Source organism: Roseivirga sp. YIW32 (assembly GCF_057219245.1).
Map to the genome: position 1 here is coordinate 179,818 of NZ_JBXVVG010000002.1, position 12,891 is coordinate 192,708.

Consider the following 12,891-nt stretch of genomic DNA (forward strand, 5'->3'; position numbering starts at 1 on the left):
TCAAAATTTCGCGTAAATTTACGCCATAATGTTGAGAATCGATAATGGCATAGACCTCTCCGGAGGCAGATCGGAGCGGGCTACCTTTTGGGTCGTTTTTGGAGTTGTTCTAGTAGGTATTTTCGTCGGACAGTTTTTGGCCGGGTTTGCGACCATTTTAATGGCCGTCATTAACGGACTTTCGTTGGAAGAAAGCATGTCAAATCCTACCCTCATTTATGAGTACTTGAGCTTGGAAGAAGTGCTCGGTGGACAATCTCTTTACACACTATTCTTTACCTTTTTTATTCCTTGGTTTTTCCTGAAGGTAATTGCGAAAAAGTCCTTTCAAGACTTAAGCCCTGTCCCTCAGACCAATCCAATCATGATCGGACTTGCTTTTCTCGCGACAGTGGCCTTTATGTTTGTGAATTCCTATCTGGTAGAATGGAACCAGAGTTGGCACTTCCCGGAAGCACTCTCAGGATTGGAGAACTACTTACGGAATTTAGAGGAAGAGCTAGCCAGGACAACAGAACAGTTCACCAACTTTCAAACTTTTGGTCAATTCATGGTGGGCTTGATCGTGATCTCTGTTTTACCAGGAATTGGTGAAGAACTCTTGTTCAGAGGGATCGTCCAGAATAGCATACATCGTTGGACAAAAAATCATCATGTGGCTATTTGGGTGGCTGCATTCTTTTTCAGCTTCATCCATTTTCAGTTTTTCGGTCTTGTACCACGAATGGTTCTAGGGGCCATCTTTGGCTATCTTTACGTATGGTCAGGAAACATTTGGTATCCGATCGCTGCGCACATGACCAACAATGGCATCAGTGTTTTAGTGATTTACCTCGCCAATGTCGGTGTGATTGATCTTGACATTGACAGTGCAGAATCCATACCGCTTTCAGTAAGTTTGATAGGTTTAGTGGCATTTAGTGGATTTATGCTTTTATTCAAGAAAAATTTCTCGCAAACAACACATCCTTGAGCACCTGGCAAACTGTTTATACCACGAGCAACCCATACCGGGCCGAAATTGTAAAAGACATTCTGAACAATGCGGCTCTTCATGCCACCGTGGTGAACTTAAAGGATAGCTCATATCAATTGGGTATACTAGAAGTCCGGGTGTCTCCGGATACCGTGCTAAAGGCCATTAAAATCATCAAAGAAGAAATTAAGTTTGATGATGAGTAATTTAATGGCCCGTATCATTACTTCTGTGATTGGCGTCGCGATTTTGCTGAGCGCCATTTTGTATGATCAATGGACCTATCTTGCTGTTTTCTTGGTCATTACGCTTTTGTCACTTCTCGAATTTTTCCAATTAGGAAGAAGGTCGGGCAAAAAACCTTTCATGATCTGGGGCCTGCTCAATACAGGCATTCTGTTTGCCCTGACCTTTTTGTTCAGCTCGGGTTCTTTTGACATCCTTTATCTCCTGATCTATTTGGCTTGGTCTAGCTCTATACTAGGACTGGCTATTTTTAGAAGAAATAAAGACGAGGCCATTGGCAGTGTAGCCTTCAGCACATTAGGTATCGTGTACATTGCGGTGCCCATGTCTCTACTGAATATCATTGCCTTATACGGAGGAAGCTACAGACCTGAATTGGTCATCGGATTACTCTTTTGTTTGTGGGCCAATGACGTAGGCGGCTATGTGATCGGACGTTGGTTGGGCAAAACAAAGCTTTACGAAAGTGTTTCTCCGAAGAAAACCATAGAAGGAAGTGTGGGAGGTATTCTTTTGGCACTACTCATTGGCTTTGGCTTGAGTACACTCTTCGACCAGTTATCCCTGATCGAATGGCTTGGACTGGCTTTAATTGTCTCGGTCTTTGGCAGTATTGGCGATTTAGCGGAATCCCTTTTTAAGCGAAATCTTGCCATTAAGGACTCCGGAAGTAGTTTACCCGGCCATGGAGGCTTCTTAGATCGCTTTGACGGTTTATTCCTTGCTTTACCGTTCGCAACACTCTACATTCATCTTATCATTTGAGGTGGAAATAAGCGGCATTTATTTGCCATTTGTGCTTCAAATTTTGCTTAATTTTGGCACCATCTTAAAACAACAGAGTCCCTATGGGTTACATTGAACCGGCTCCAATTACGGACAAGGCAAATCCGTTCGAGTCAATGATGTCCAGATTTAACATTGCTACTGAAGCATTGGGTTTGGACGAACAAGTGTATAACGTATTAAAATCACCTTCAAAACAAGTTTCTGTATCACTTCCTGTCACTATGGATGACGGCTCCATCAAAGTATTTGAGGGGCATCGCGTCATTCACTCGAATATCCTAGGCCCGTCAAAAGGTGGGGTTCGGTATGCGATGGACGTGAACATCGACGAAGTTAAGGCCTTGGCCGCTTGGATGACCTGGAAATGTGCCGTTGTGGACATTCCCTATGGAGGTGCGAAAGGTGGAATCAAGTGTAATCCACGAGAAATGTCAGCTGGTGAAATGGAACGTCTGACCAGAGCCTACACCAACTCTATGTTGGGCGTGTTCGGTCCTGATCGCGACATCCCTGCCCCTGATATGGGAACCGGACCGCGTGAGATGGCCTGGTTAATGGATGAGTATTCTCGTTCTGAAGGTACGACGGTGAACGCCGTTGTGACTGGGAAACCCCTTGTACTTGGTGGTTCACTTGGACGAGTAGAGGCAACAGGTCGTGGCGTGATGGTATCGGCATTGGCTGCGATGGAGAAACTAAAAATCAATCCTTACCACGCTACTGTAGCGGTACAAGGCTTTGGAAATGTGGGTTCTTATGCGGCTTTGCTTTTGGCTGAACGTGGATGTACAGTGGTTGCAGTTAGCGACATTAGCGGTGCCTACTACAATGAATCCGGTATTGACATTGCCAAAGCGATCGGCTACAGAAACAATAACAATGGAACATTGGAGGGCTTTGACGGCGCAACTGTCATGGACGATTCCAATGAACTACTCACACTAGATGTGGATGTCCTTGTTCCTGCAGCAGTTGAAGATGTGATCCATAAAGGCAACGTCAATGACGTAAAAGCGAAATTGATCGTTGAAGGGGCAAATGGCCCGACATCAGCGGAGGCAGATGCGATCATCAATGAAAAGGGCATCATGGTTGCTCCTGATATTTTGGCCAATGCCGGTGGCGTAACCGTCTCTTACTTTGAGTGGGTTCAAAACCGATTGGGTTATAAATGGACGAGAGAACGCGTGAATAGAAGATCTGATCGGATCATGAAGGATGCCTTTGATAAGGTGTATAGCGCTTCTCAAAAATACAAAGTGCCAATGCGTATCGCAGCCTATATTGTTGCGATCGATAAAGTGGCCGAAACTTATAAATACAGAGGAGGATTTTAAACCAAACCTCATGATTAAAATACACAAGGAAGGAAGAGTATTCTTGTCAATACTCTTCCTTATCTTTTTACTGCTGAATTTGGCCTTGTTCTTCTTGAAAGTAGAGCAACAGTGGTTTGCTGTAAGCTTGGCCATCAGCTCCTTTATCTTTCTGTTCTTTCTGCAGTTCTTTCGTAACCCGAAAAGACATATCGAAGTCAATGAAAAGCAGATCATTGCTCCAGCGGACGGTAAGATCGTTGTGATCGAAAAAACGACAGAAGATGAATACTTCAAGGGTGCCGAACGCATGCAAGTTTCTATTTTCATGTCCCCTTTCAATGTGCATGTGAATCGAAACCCTGTCACCGGTTTAGTCAAATACTTTAAGTATCACCCAGGGAAATACTTGGTCGCCTGGCACCCCAAGTCAAGCACCGAAAATGAACGCACCACGCTGGTATATGAGATCCATAAAGGTGTGGAGATCCTTACCCGCCAAATCGCAGGAGCAGCGGCAAGACGAATCAAGTGGTACGTCAAAGAAGGACAGAGTGTAATTCAGGGCAGAGAGTTTGGCTTCATTAAGTTCGGCTCAAGAGTAGATCTATTCCTCCCTCTCGATGCCAAGATCAAGGTCACCAATGGTCAAAAAACCAAAGGCGGGGAAACCATTATTGCGGAGATTGACTAGTGACACTGTCGATTGCGCCATTTAGAGCATTTTTTCTATAATCTGCATCAATTGCTCCAAATAGCGTTGATCGACCTCATCAAAATCATTCAGCTGATCGGAATCCACATCCAGGACCATGGCCACTTCACCGTTCTTAAACGCTGGAAGAACAATCTCTGATTTAGAATCTGAACTGCAGGCAATATGCCCTGGAAACTCATCTACATTGGGCACAACGATCGTCTGACCTTCTGACCAAGTGGTTCCGCATACCCCTTTTCCTTTGGCTATTCGGGTACAGGCGATTGGCCCCTGAAAAGGACCTAAAACCATCTCATCTTCTTTGACCAAGTAAAAACCAACCCAAAAAAAGCCCATTCCATACTTGAGCGCAGCAGCAATATTAGCTAGGTTGGCTGTCAGATCAGGCTCTCCGGTAACCAATGCTTCGATCTGTGGGATTAACGACTTATACCGTTCTTCTTTTGTTGCGGTAGTTTCTATGATCAGTTCTTCGGCCATGTTTTTAGATTTCGAATGCAAAGTTAACAGAGGGGGTCAATTGATGGTTCAAAGTAGATCGCTTTTAATGATCAATTGAGGATTTGGGTTATTGTTACTAGTTATTCGTTATCGGTTATTCTTAATTCCTTATCCTTAACCCTTAACCCTTAACCCTTAATTGTACACTATCACCAACTCGTCACCAGCAATATCCAATTTCTCTTTCTCTTTCCCCTTGATCTTTGGTGCGGCAATTCCTTCTCCAAAACTAGTTGCGGCGGTAAAAATCCTTGCCTCATCCCACATCCCTTGTTGAATGAAAGCACTGAGTGTTGCTGATCCTCCTTCAATGATCAGCGATTGAATTTTCCGATGATGTAAATCCGCAAGTATTGCATTAACAAATGAGTCTTTTTCGATTTTTACCCATTCAAGATGTTCCTGTTCTTCTGTTTTCAGTTCGTTATAGATGATCGTAGGTTGCAATCGATCAAAAAGCTTCAGGTCAGCGGAAAGATTGAGGTTGCGATCGATCACGATACGGATAGGTTCCTTCCCCTCTACCCCTCTTACATTCAATCTGGGATCGTCATACTTCGCTGTGTTGGTACCCACAAGAATTGCATCCTCTTCTGCCCGCCATTGATGGACAAGCTGGCGGGATTGTTCATTGCTGATCCATTTAGAATCAAAATTTTTTCTTGCCACAAAGCCATCTGCCGTTTGTGCCCATTTAAGAATGATGTAGGGTCGCTTTTTCTCCATTGCAGTGAAAAACCTCTTATTGAGGGCCCGGCACTGCTGCTCTAGCACACCGGAAACTACTTCAATTCCTCCTTTTTTGAGTTTTTCAATTCCCTTACCTCCTACCAATGGATTGGTATCTACCGCTCCGATCACAACTTTTTTCACCTGATGTTTCACGAGCAGATCTGCACAGGGAGGGGTTTGCCCATAATGTGCGCATGGCTCGAGCGTGACATAAACTATCGATTGTGATAACAACAAAGGATCTTTTACGGCATGGACAGCATTTACCTCTGCATGTGCTTGGCCATATTGTTGATGCCATCCTTCCCCTATGATACGTCCGTCATGCACAATGACACAGCCCACCATGGGGTTCGGACTTACAGCACCACGACCCATAGCAGCCAATTCCAGTGCTCGCTGCATATAGAAATCATCGGTTATTTCATTTCTTTGTGTCATGTCCGAAGTCAATGCTAACATTTTGCTTGGCCAAGTTATCAATGAATTGGCAAACTTATACGATGAAGTCGAGGCGAATGCCATTGGCTTGGCCTATTTACACGACCGCTTTCACATCGATCGAATGAAAGTCACCTTGAAAACTTCGATCCGTATTGACCAAAAACTACTCAACCATGACTTGGAATTACTCAAAACTGGCACACCACTGCAACATGTCGTAGGCTTCACCGAGTTTTACGGACATCGTTTCAAGTGCAACCCAAATGCCCTGATCCCACGACCCGAAACAGAAGAGCTAGTCGGTTGGGTTCTTGAAGTGTTGAAGGAATCAAGTGATGAAGCAAAGACATCAGAGCGTCATCCTGAACTTGTTTCAGGAGCTCGTATTCTTGATATAGGTACAGGAACAGGCTGTATCCCGATCAGTATTTCTTTAGCATATCCGGCATTGGAAGTTTGGGGCTATGACGTATCCAAGGAAGCCCTTAGTTTGGCTCAAGAGAACAGCAAGACATTCAAGGCCAATACGAAGTTTCAACAGCACGACATTCTTGCTCAGGATCTGGTCAAGGATACTTTCGACATCGTTGTCAGCAATCCTCCTTATATCCCTTGGAAAGAGAGAGCAGCAATGCATACCAATGTGGTAGGGCATGATCCTGAGCTGGCATTATTTGTTCCGGATGATGATCCGCTACTGTTTTATCGCGTGATCGCAAAAAAGGCGCAGGTTGGGTTGAAAGACAAAGGAGTATTGCTCTTTGAGATTCATGAGGAATTTGGTGAGGCTGTGATCAACTTATTGCGTGATATGAGCTATCAAGACATCACCCTTCGACAAGACATCAATGGGAAAGACCGCATGATCAAAGCAAAAAAATGAAAGACCTCATCTTATTACACGGCGCCTTGGGCAGCACGCATTCACTTGACCCACTAAAGCTCAAGTTGTCCGAGCATTACAACTGCTATACGCTCAACTTCAGTGGCCACGGCAATACAACATTCAACCCGGAAGGCTTTGGCATAGAATACTTTGCCGAAGAACTGAATGCCTTTATCAAAGAAAACGGTCTATCACAACCGAATATCTTTGGTTACAGCAAGGGGGGATATGTCGCCTTATATTTGGCCCATCGAGAACCATCCCTCATGGGCAAGATCATTACGCTAGGCACAAAATTCGGCTGGTCACCAGAAGCGGCGGATAAAGAGGTGAGTCGAATGAACCCGGAAGTTATGGAAGAAAAAATCCCTGCCTATACCCAAAAACTAGCATCGGTTCATGGAAAGCAATGGAAGGAATTGGTTTGGCAAACCGCTGGCATGATGATGGAATTGGGTGAAGAACCTCTCATAACCATTGAAGTTTTGAAAAACATTCAAAATGAAGTACTCATTTTGCGTGGCTCCGAAGACGAAATGGTGAGTGATGTTGAAAGCAAATGGGCAGTTGCGCATTTACCGAATGGACAATTTAAGGAACTGACAGATCAACCACATCAGATCGACAAGGTTGACCAAGGCCTATTGATAAAGACACTGATGAATTATTTATAAGTATCAGTTTCCACTTCTTCGATTAGCCAAAAAGGTTTTTGATTGGTTTGGATGGTCACCTTACCCGAACTTTCCGCCACCAGTTCATCGGGTTCGATGAGTGGCTCGTCTGCTTTCTCAGTATAAAACCCTTGCGTCTTAATGAATGTATTTTCCACTATGGGATGGATTCCGAATACATGGCCGCTTCGTACCCACTTTTGGTAATATCCTCGGTGTGCGTAGATCCATTTTTGGTTGTTGTAGAAAAGTACAACGTCCATTTCTTTACTCAGCTCCCTGATCTGATCGAGCACCTGGGTTTGAAAAATATCTGCCAGCACATTCACGGCCTTCCGCCCCATATCCAAAAGAAAGATAAAACCTGCATTCAATAGGTCAGGAGTTTCAAACGCATACAAGTCGATCGGTTGTTGGTCTTGGAGTCGTGGTTTGATCTCCTCCACTTGATCCGCACGAGCCAAGACAACATCTACTTTAATTCCCCAATGCAGGACTTCGTCCAGGGCATTGGCGGTAACGATCACAGTAGGCGACCATTCAAGCAATAACTCAACAAATTCTAGTTGTAAGGCAAAGGGATCATCGATCAGAATGGCAGGCTCCTGCTCGTCACGGACGACATGATGTGAAGACATTAGGCGACAACTTTTGATCGCTGTGGCACTTTGATCTGATCGCTGCCTGCGATCTCACTCCAGACCAAGGCAGAAGCACCCAATACAGCAGCATTCTTATCCATCAATTCGGAGAGTTTGATCTTGATCTTCCCCTTATAGCCCGGATAGAGGTATTTTTCGAAGGATTTTTTCGTTGCATCCACTAAGATATCTCCGGCCTTGGCCAATCCTCCAAAAAGGAAGATACACTCCGGGCTCGTCACCGCTGCAGCATCAGCTAACTTCAACCCAAGAATATCAGAGGTGTACTCATAGGCTTCTAAGGCAATCGGATCTCCCTGGAGCGCCATTTCGGTGATCTTTTTAGCAGATAGCGATTCGTAAGTGTAGTTTCTCAAAGGAGTTTCCACTTTATTGGTGGCCAATAGTTTAAATACTGTCCTTTTGATACCTGAAGCAGACGCATAAGTCTCTAAGCAACCGCGCTTACCGCAGTTACATTCTCGTCCATCGAATGCCACATTGATATGACCCAGCTCTCCGGCTAAGCCATCATGTCCGTAGATCAACTTGCCACGGGTTACAATCCCTGAACCAAGGCCTGTCCCTAATGTCACTACAATGAAGTGCTCCATGTCCTTGGCTCCTCCAAATACTTTTTCTCCGATAGCCGCAGCATTGGCATCGTTGGTCATGATCATGGGCAGGTCAAAGTGTTCTTGAAAAAGATCAAGAAACGGAATGATGCCTTTCCAGTGTAAGTTAGGGGCATGCTCAATCGTCCCTTTATAATAATTCCCATTGGGTGCGCCAATTCCGATGCCGATCACATTGATCGGTTCCGTTATCGCATCCAATTCTTTCTTGATCTCATGACTGAGTGCATTTAAAAAGTCGCCAATTTCCTTGTAGGTATAGGTTGGGATGGATCCTTCCATTAAAATGTTTCCATCAATATCACTCAAGCCGAACTTGGTGAAGGTCCCTCCGATATCAATACCCAATGCTGTTTGTTTCATGGCTGTTGTTTTAAAAAATGCAAGACCTCAATCTTACATAAAAATACCCTACAATATCTTGATTTTGAAATAGCTCGCGCGAAGATGGAGAAACAAATTCTGAAATCGATTGCAAGAAAACATAAAAAACAGGGGCTAAGCCCCTGTTATCGTGTTAAAACTGCATGGTTAAACTAAGCAGGAAATTGGTGCCTGCTTGAGGATAAAAATAGTTCTCGCGTACCTCAAAATCAGCCCCACCAAAATAACCAAAGGTGTAGCCATTAGATTCATACATTTCGTTGAGTACGTTATTCACCAAAAGGCTGAGTGTCATTCCCTTCACTCCTTGCACCGGCAACGCATAATTCAAACGAATGTCATTGGTGAAAAAGGCATCGATCTTCCTGTCCTCATTTGACGTGTTGTCGAGGTATTGCTCACCAACATATTTAGAAAGCAAGGCAACTTCCAAGTCTGCGAAAGGTCTAAAGCTCAATTGACTACCCATGATCAGGCTTGGTGAAAAAGAGATGTCCGTATTTTCGTATTGATTACGAATGAAGTTGAATTCGTCGAAATTGACGCCGTAATCAATGATCACTTCTTCAAAAGCCCGGATCTTGTTCTCACTTACCGTCGCATTCACATTCCAGTTCAGCTTTTCTGTAAGGTTCCAACTAGCAGAAGCTTCTAACCCCATGCGGTAACTGTCCGGAACATTGGTTCTGATGGAGGCCCCTACATCGTTAACATCTCCCGTCAATACCAGCTGATTGTTGTAATCCATGTAGTAGTAATTCAGCTCAAAGGCCAATTCACCTGTTCGTTTTCTAAGACCAACTTCCAAATTATTCAAGGTCTCGTGCTCTGGCGATGTCCCTGGAGGAGCATCAATGATATCCGATCGATTAGGTTCTTTATTCCCAACAGCAAATGAGGCGTAGAATTGAGTGGATGGATTTGCCTGGTAGATGGCACCTAATTTCGGATTGAAGAATGTCCAACTTTCATCAAAGTCAATCAAACGCAAGTCGTTGTCTTGTCCTGCGCCCACATAATCAACGGCTCGTACCTGGAGGTCGCCATAAACATTCAGTTTCTCGCTGATCTGATAATTGAGCTTGAAATAGCTGTTCATGTCAAGCTTTTGCGAGGTGCTCTCATACCAACGATAACGAATGTCGCTTCCACCGGTAAATTCTGCCCAAATGATCTCACCAAAATGATCACCATCGTACTGATTGATCGCGCCTCCCCAAGTAGCCAGGATTTTGTTGGAGGCATAATTAAGGTCAAAGGTCCCACCATAGAAGTCGTTTGCTAACCACCTTCTTCTGATCAGATCAGTTGAACTGATGGTTTGCCCGCCGATGGTGACATCACTCAGTCCATAATCGGCAAAGTCATCGTCCTCCCTGAACTCTTCAAAATAGCCTTCTCCTCGAGTGTAATGCAAGGCCGAATTCAACGACCAGGCCTGATCAAAGGCATGCGAAAAATGCAATTGGTAATGATCTTGCCCGTAGTTGTCTGTCTGATTATCGTAGAGGTAGTAATTAAAGGTTCTTCCGCTGTTCAACAGATTGTCTGCCTGCTCCTGCGTGTAGCCATTGTTGGCGATCACCTCCTGCATACCGGCTACATCATTGGTCAACCGTGCTTCAGGAGTACCCCACCACGACTGATAGGTCTGTTCGTCTCCACTGAAGGTGATGAACTTAATGGTCGACTTTTTACCATAATAACCTCCCGCAGCATACCAAGAAGACAGATCTGAAAAGGCCCGATCGATATACCCGTCCGATTTGATCTGTGAAAGACGCGCCTCAAAGGCAAAATTGTTAGAAAGTAACCCGGTAGAGAAGATGCCATTCACTCGTTGGGTGTTGAATGATCCCGTACCCAAGGTAATTGAGCCTCCGGCCTCGCTTGAAATTCCTTCTGTTAGAATATTGAGTGAGGCACCAAAGGCTCCTGCTCCATTGGTAGAAGTACCCACTCCTCGCTGGATCTGGATATCAGATACAGAAGAAGAGAAGTCTGGCATATTCACCCAAAATACTCCTTGAGACTCAGGGTCATTCAGCGGGATACCGTTGATGGTCACATTGATCCGCGTCGGGTCGCTCCCTCTAATGCGTATGCCGGTATACCCAATACCTGCACCGGCATCTGAAGTGGTCACTACTGATGGTGTGAAATTGAGCAAAACGGGCAGATCTTGTCCCAAATTCTGTTTCTCAATCGCCTCTTTCGAAACGTTCTGATAGGTTGTTGGTGACTTTTCGTTTGCCCTGGTTCCTGTCACGATCACATCTTCTAAACCGACAATGGCTTCTTGAAGCGCTACGTCAACACTTCGGTTTCCGTTGATCACAACTTCTTGATTGAAGTCCTCAAATCCTACAAAAGAAACGGTGAGCTGATAGGTTCCATTTGCCAAATCATTGAAGACATACTGACCCTGTGCATTGCTTTGCACACCTTTTCTCAGTGCATCATTCCGTAACAGCACGGTTGCTCCTGCGATCAGATCTCCGGTACTTTTGTCCGTTACTACTCCCTTGACTTGGGATTGCGCCCATGCTGCCGTAGTGCCTAGCACTAGCATCATGGTCAAAACTACTTTTTTCATAAATGATTATTAATGGTCTAACATCGGTGAGCCAAAGGGGTAGCTTCCCGTTTTTTAGTTTTACCATACCTCCCTGCGGCAGCATTACCTGCATCAGGTTCAATGGGTATAATCTCAGCCTGTTTTTCATTCCGATCGATCGGAAAAAGGCACCCCTTCATTAACTGGTTGCAAAGGTAGCAACCTAATCTATACAACCTAACCCAAACTAGGCTTTCTTGTTTAACGCGGCACAGGCTTGTGCCAATCGCTCTTCTCGAGCCCCCCGAACAATGCGATACTGCAAACCTGCAACCTTCAATTCATTTTCATAAATGGCAAAAAGCTCCGGTCGGTCATTGGGGTTTTCGCGTAGTGGATCCTCTTCAAATGGGACATCATAGAAAGGTAAAATGTAGAAGTCTGCGCGATGGGTTTTCCAGGCGTCAAGAATAAAGGAATTCACTCGTCCATACTTGAACTCACTCCAAACCTTAAGGACCAAAAGATCAGTATCAAAGACAATCAATTCCTTAGCTGAGCCCATGGCATTCTTCTGTTGATGAAGCTGACCTTTGGCGATCTCTACCAGATCCTCCTCCTGATAAGGCCTCCCCAGCTGATCGAGGTATGTTCTGGCAAATTCCGGTACCCAAAGGCCATCCAACTTCGTTGCTATAGCCTGTGAAAGCTCCGTTTTGCCAGTACTCTCTACCCCTACTAATGCCACACTCCTCATTGACTGATCAAGGTTTTTTTCCATGCACGATAACCCGCCACGGCCATGCCAATATACAGCAGGTACAAGAGCGCATAAAAGTACAAGCCCTTGTAGAAATAGATGCCTGAGGCCAGCACATCGATCGCGAACCAATAGTACCAATTGTCAATTCGTTTTCTAGCCGTTAGCCACATCGCTGTGACACTGAGCATCGACGTTGTGCTATCCCAATAGGGTAAACTAGCGGGTTCTATTCCTTCGATCCAATTGGGTAGGTTGATCAGAAACTGACCGAAAATAAATATGAACATGCCCGAAATGCCTAAGTAAAACAAGGCTGGCTTCAAGGCTAAACGAGTGACCGGTAGCTCCTCATTTGCCTTCGACTTTCCCTTTACCCAGTGTATCCAACCATAAATATTCAATACGAGAAAAAAGACGTGCAGCATCAGGTCTCCGTAAAGCTGAGATTCATAAAAGACCACCAATGAAATAATGGTGTAGAGAATGCCAAAAGGCCAGGTCCAGATATTTTCTTTGATGAGAAAAACGACTGCCAAGATACCCGAAACAAAGGCGATCAATCCCCAAAAATCGAAAGCTTGTACGTTTGCAATAATGTCGTTCCAGACGTCGTTCAGCTGCATAGCGCC

At 44.8% G+C, this 12,891-nt stretch carries 14 protein-coding genes and 1 riboswitch; of the genes, 7 read left to right on the plus strand and 7 right to left on the minus strand.

Annotated elements, in window-relative coordinates; genetic code table 11:
• Positions 1 to 28 precede the first annotated feature (28 nt).
• The 5 genes from AC2D6U_RS09555 (at position 29) to AC2D6U_RS09575 (ending at position 4,021) form a co-directional block, all read left to right on the plus strand.
• On the plus strand, positions 29 to 973 hold the full coding sequence (locus AC2D6U_RS09555) for a CPBP family intramembrane glutamic endopeptidase (protein WP_484720753.1): 945 nt from the start codon (positions 29 to 31) through the stop codon (positions 971 to 973).
• Entirely contained in the window at positions 970 to 1,182 is a 213-nt protein-coding gene (locus AC2D6U_RS09560; protein WP_484720754.1) for a putative signal transducing protein, read from the plus strand. The genes AC2D6U_RS09555 and AC2D6U_RS09560 overlap by 4 nt, the downstream gene beginning before the upstream one ends.
• The gene (locus AC2D6U_RS09565) at positions 1,172 to 1,987 is read left to right on the plus strand and encodes a phosphatidate cytidylyltransferase (protein WP_484720755.1); all 816 of its coding nucleotides are present in this window, start codon (positions 1,172 to 1,174) and stop codon (positions 1,985 to 1,987) included. Before AC2D6U_RS09560 ends, AC2D6U_RS09565 begins: the two co-directional genes overlap by 11 nt.
• Before the next feature lie 83 nt (positions 1,988 to 2,070).
• Positions 2,071 to 3,348, plus strand: a complete 1,278-nt coding sequence (locus AC2D6U_RS09570) for a Glu/Leu/Phe/Val family dehydrogenase (protein WP_484720756.1) — start codon at positions 2,071 to 2,073, stop codon at positions 3,346 to 3,348.
• 13 nt (positions 3,349 to 3,361) lie between these two features.
• On the plus strand, positions 3,362 to 4,021 hold the full coding sequence (locus AC2D6U_RS09575) for a phosphatidylserine decarboxylase family protein (RefSeq protein ID WP_484721762.1): 660 nt from the start codon (positions 3,362 to 3,364) through the stop codon (positions 4,019 to 4,021).
• A gap of 21 nt (positions 4,022 to 4,042) precedes the next feature.
• Here AC2D6U_RS09575 and AC2D6U_RS09580 read toward each other — a convergent pair whose 3' ends face one another.
• Both AC2D6U_RS09580 and ribD read right to left on the minus strand, forming a co-directional pair.
• Positions 4,043 to 4,525: a GAF domain-containing protein gene (locus AC2D6U_RS09580; protein ID WP_484720757.1), complete on the minus strand. Its 483-nt coding sequence runs from the start codon at positions 4,523 to 4,525 to the stop codon at positions 4,043 to 4,045.
• 156 nt (positions 4,526 to 4,681) lie between these two features.
• Complete coding sequence (ribD, locus tag AC2D6U_RS09585) at positions 4,682 to 5,719, minus strand: bifunctional diaminohydroxyphosphoribosylaminopyrimidine deaminase/5-amino-6-(5-phosphoribosylamino)uracil reductase RibD (protein ID WP_484720758.1); 1,038 nt, start codon at positions 5,717 to 5,719, stop codon at positions 4,682 to 4,684.
• On the opposite strand from ribD, the gene prmC reads away from it, so the two are divergent.
• Together prmC and AC2D6U_RS09595 are read left to right on the plus strand one after the other, a co-directional pair.
• On the plus strand, positions 5,718 to 6,605 hold the full coding sequence (prmC, locus tag AC2D6U_RS09590) for a peptide chain release factor N(5)-glutamine methyltransferase (RefSeq protein ID WP_484720759.1): 888 nt from the start codon (positions 5,718 to 5,720) through the stop codon (positions 6,603 to 6,605). The two genes, ribD and prmC, sit on opposite strands and share 2 nt — an antisense overlap.
• Positions 6,602 to 7,282 carry an alpha/beta fold hydrolase gene (locus AC2D6U_RS09595; protein WP_484720760.1) on the plus strand — a complete coding sequence of 227 codons (681 nt, stop codon included), beginning with the start codon at positions 6,602 to 6,604 and terminating at the stop codon, positions 7,280 to 7,282. The genes prmC and AC2D6U_RS09595 overlap by 4 nt, the downstream gene beginning before the upstream one ends.
• Here AC2D6U_RS09595 and AC2D6U_RS09600 read toward each other — a convergent pair.
• The 5 genes from AC2D6U_RS09600 to pnuC form a co-directional block, all read right to left on the minus strand.
• A complete protein-coding gene (locus tag AC2D6U_RS09600) occupies positions 7,273 to 7,920 on the minus strand; it encodes a hypothetical protein (RefSeq protein WP_484720761.1) in 648 nt (215 codons plus the stop codon). The two genes, AC2D6U_RS09595 and AC2D6U_RS09600, sit on opposite strands and share 10 nt — an antisense overlap.
• The gene (locus AC2D6U_RS09605; RefSeq protein ID WP_484720762.1) at positions 7,920 to 8,921 is read right to left on the minus strand and encodes an ROK family protein; all 1,002 of its coding nucleotides are present in this window, start codon (positions 8,919 to 8,921) and stop codon (positions 7,920 to 7,922) included. The genes AC2D6U_RS09600 and AC2D6U_RS09605 overlap by 1 nt, the downstream gene beginning before the upstream one ends.
• A gap of 154 nt (positions 8,922 to 9,075) precedes the next feature.
• Entirely contained in the window at positions 9,076 to 11,538 is a 2,463-nt protein-coding gene (locus AC2D6U_RS09610) for a TonB-dependent receptor (RefSeq protein ID WP_484720763.1), read from the minus strand.
• 52 nt (positions 11,539 to 11,590) lie between these two features.
• Positions 11,591 to 11,705, minus strand: a riboswitch (TPP riboswitch).
• A 41-nt stretch (positions 11,706 to 11,746) separates the two neighbouring features.
• On the minus strand, positions 11,747 to 12,280 hold the full coding sequence (locus tag AC2D6U_RS09615; protein WP_484720764.1) for an AAA family ATPase: 534 nt from the start codon (positions 12,278 to 12,280) through the stop codon (positions 11,747 to 11,749).
• Positions 12,253 to 12,885, minus strand: coding sequence for a nicotinamide riboside transporter PnuC (pnuC, locus tag AC2D6U_RS09620; protein ID WP_484720765.1), 633 nt, complete (start codon positions 12,883 to 12,885; stop codon positions 12,253 to 12,255). Before pnuC ends, AC2D6U_RS09615 begins: the two co-directional genes overlap by 28 nt.
• Positions 12,886 to 12,891 lie beyond the last annotated feature (6 nt).

Coding starts and splice junctions, on each gene's coding strand:
- AC2D6U_RS09555 (WP_484720753.1), top strand. CDS start 29: ATGTTGAGAATCGATAATGGCATAGACCTCTCCGGAGGCAGATCGGAG.
- AC2D6U_RS09565 (WP_484720755.1), top strand. CDS start 1,172: ATGATGAGTAATTTAATGGCCCGTATCATTACTTCTGTGATTGGCGTC.
- AC2D6U_RS09570 (WP_484720756.1), top strand. CDS start 2,071: ATGGGTTACATTGAACCGGCTCCAATTACGGACAAGGCAAATCCGTTC.
- AC2D6U_RS09580 (WP_484720757.1), bottom strand. CDS start 4,525: ATGGCCGAAGAACTGATCATAGAAACTACCGCAACAAAAGAAGAACGG.
- prmC (WP_484720759.1), top strand. CDS start 5,718: ATGTCCGAAGTCAATGCTAACATTTTGCTTGGCCAAGTTATCAATGAA.
- ribD (WP_484720758.1), bottom strand. CDS start 5,719: ATGACACAAAGAAATGAAATAACCGATGATTTCTATATGCAGCGAGCA.
- AC2D6U_RS09595 (WP_484720760.1), top strand. CDS start 6,602: ATGAAAGACCTCATCTTATTACACGGCGCCTTGGGCAGCACGCATTCA.
- AC2D6U_RS09600 (WP_484720761.1), bottom strand. CDS start 7,920: ATGTCTTCACATCATGTCGTCCGTGACGAGCAGGAGCCTGCCATTCTG.
- AC2D6U_RS09605 (WP_484720762.1), bottom strand. CDS start 8,921: ATGAAACAAACAGCATTGGGTATTGATATCGGAGGGACCTTCACCAAG.
- AC2D6U_RS09610 (WP_484720763.1), bottom strand. CDS start 11,538: ATGAAAAAAGTAGTTTTGACCATGATGCTAGTGCTAGGCACTACGGCA.
- AC2D6U_RS09615 (WP_484720764.1), bottom strand. CDS start 12,280: ATGGAAAAAAACCTTGATCAGTCAATGAGGAGTGTGGCATTAGTAGGG.
- pnuC (WP_484720765.1), bottom strand. CDS start 12,885: ATGCAGCTGAACGACGTCTGGAACGACATTATTGCAAACGTACAAGCT.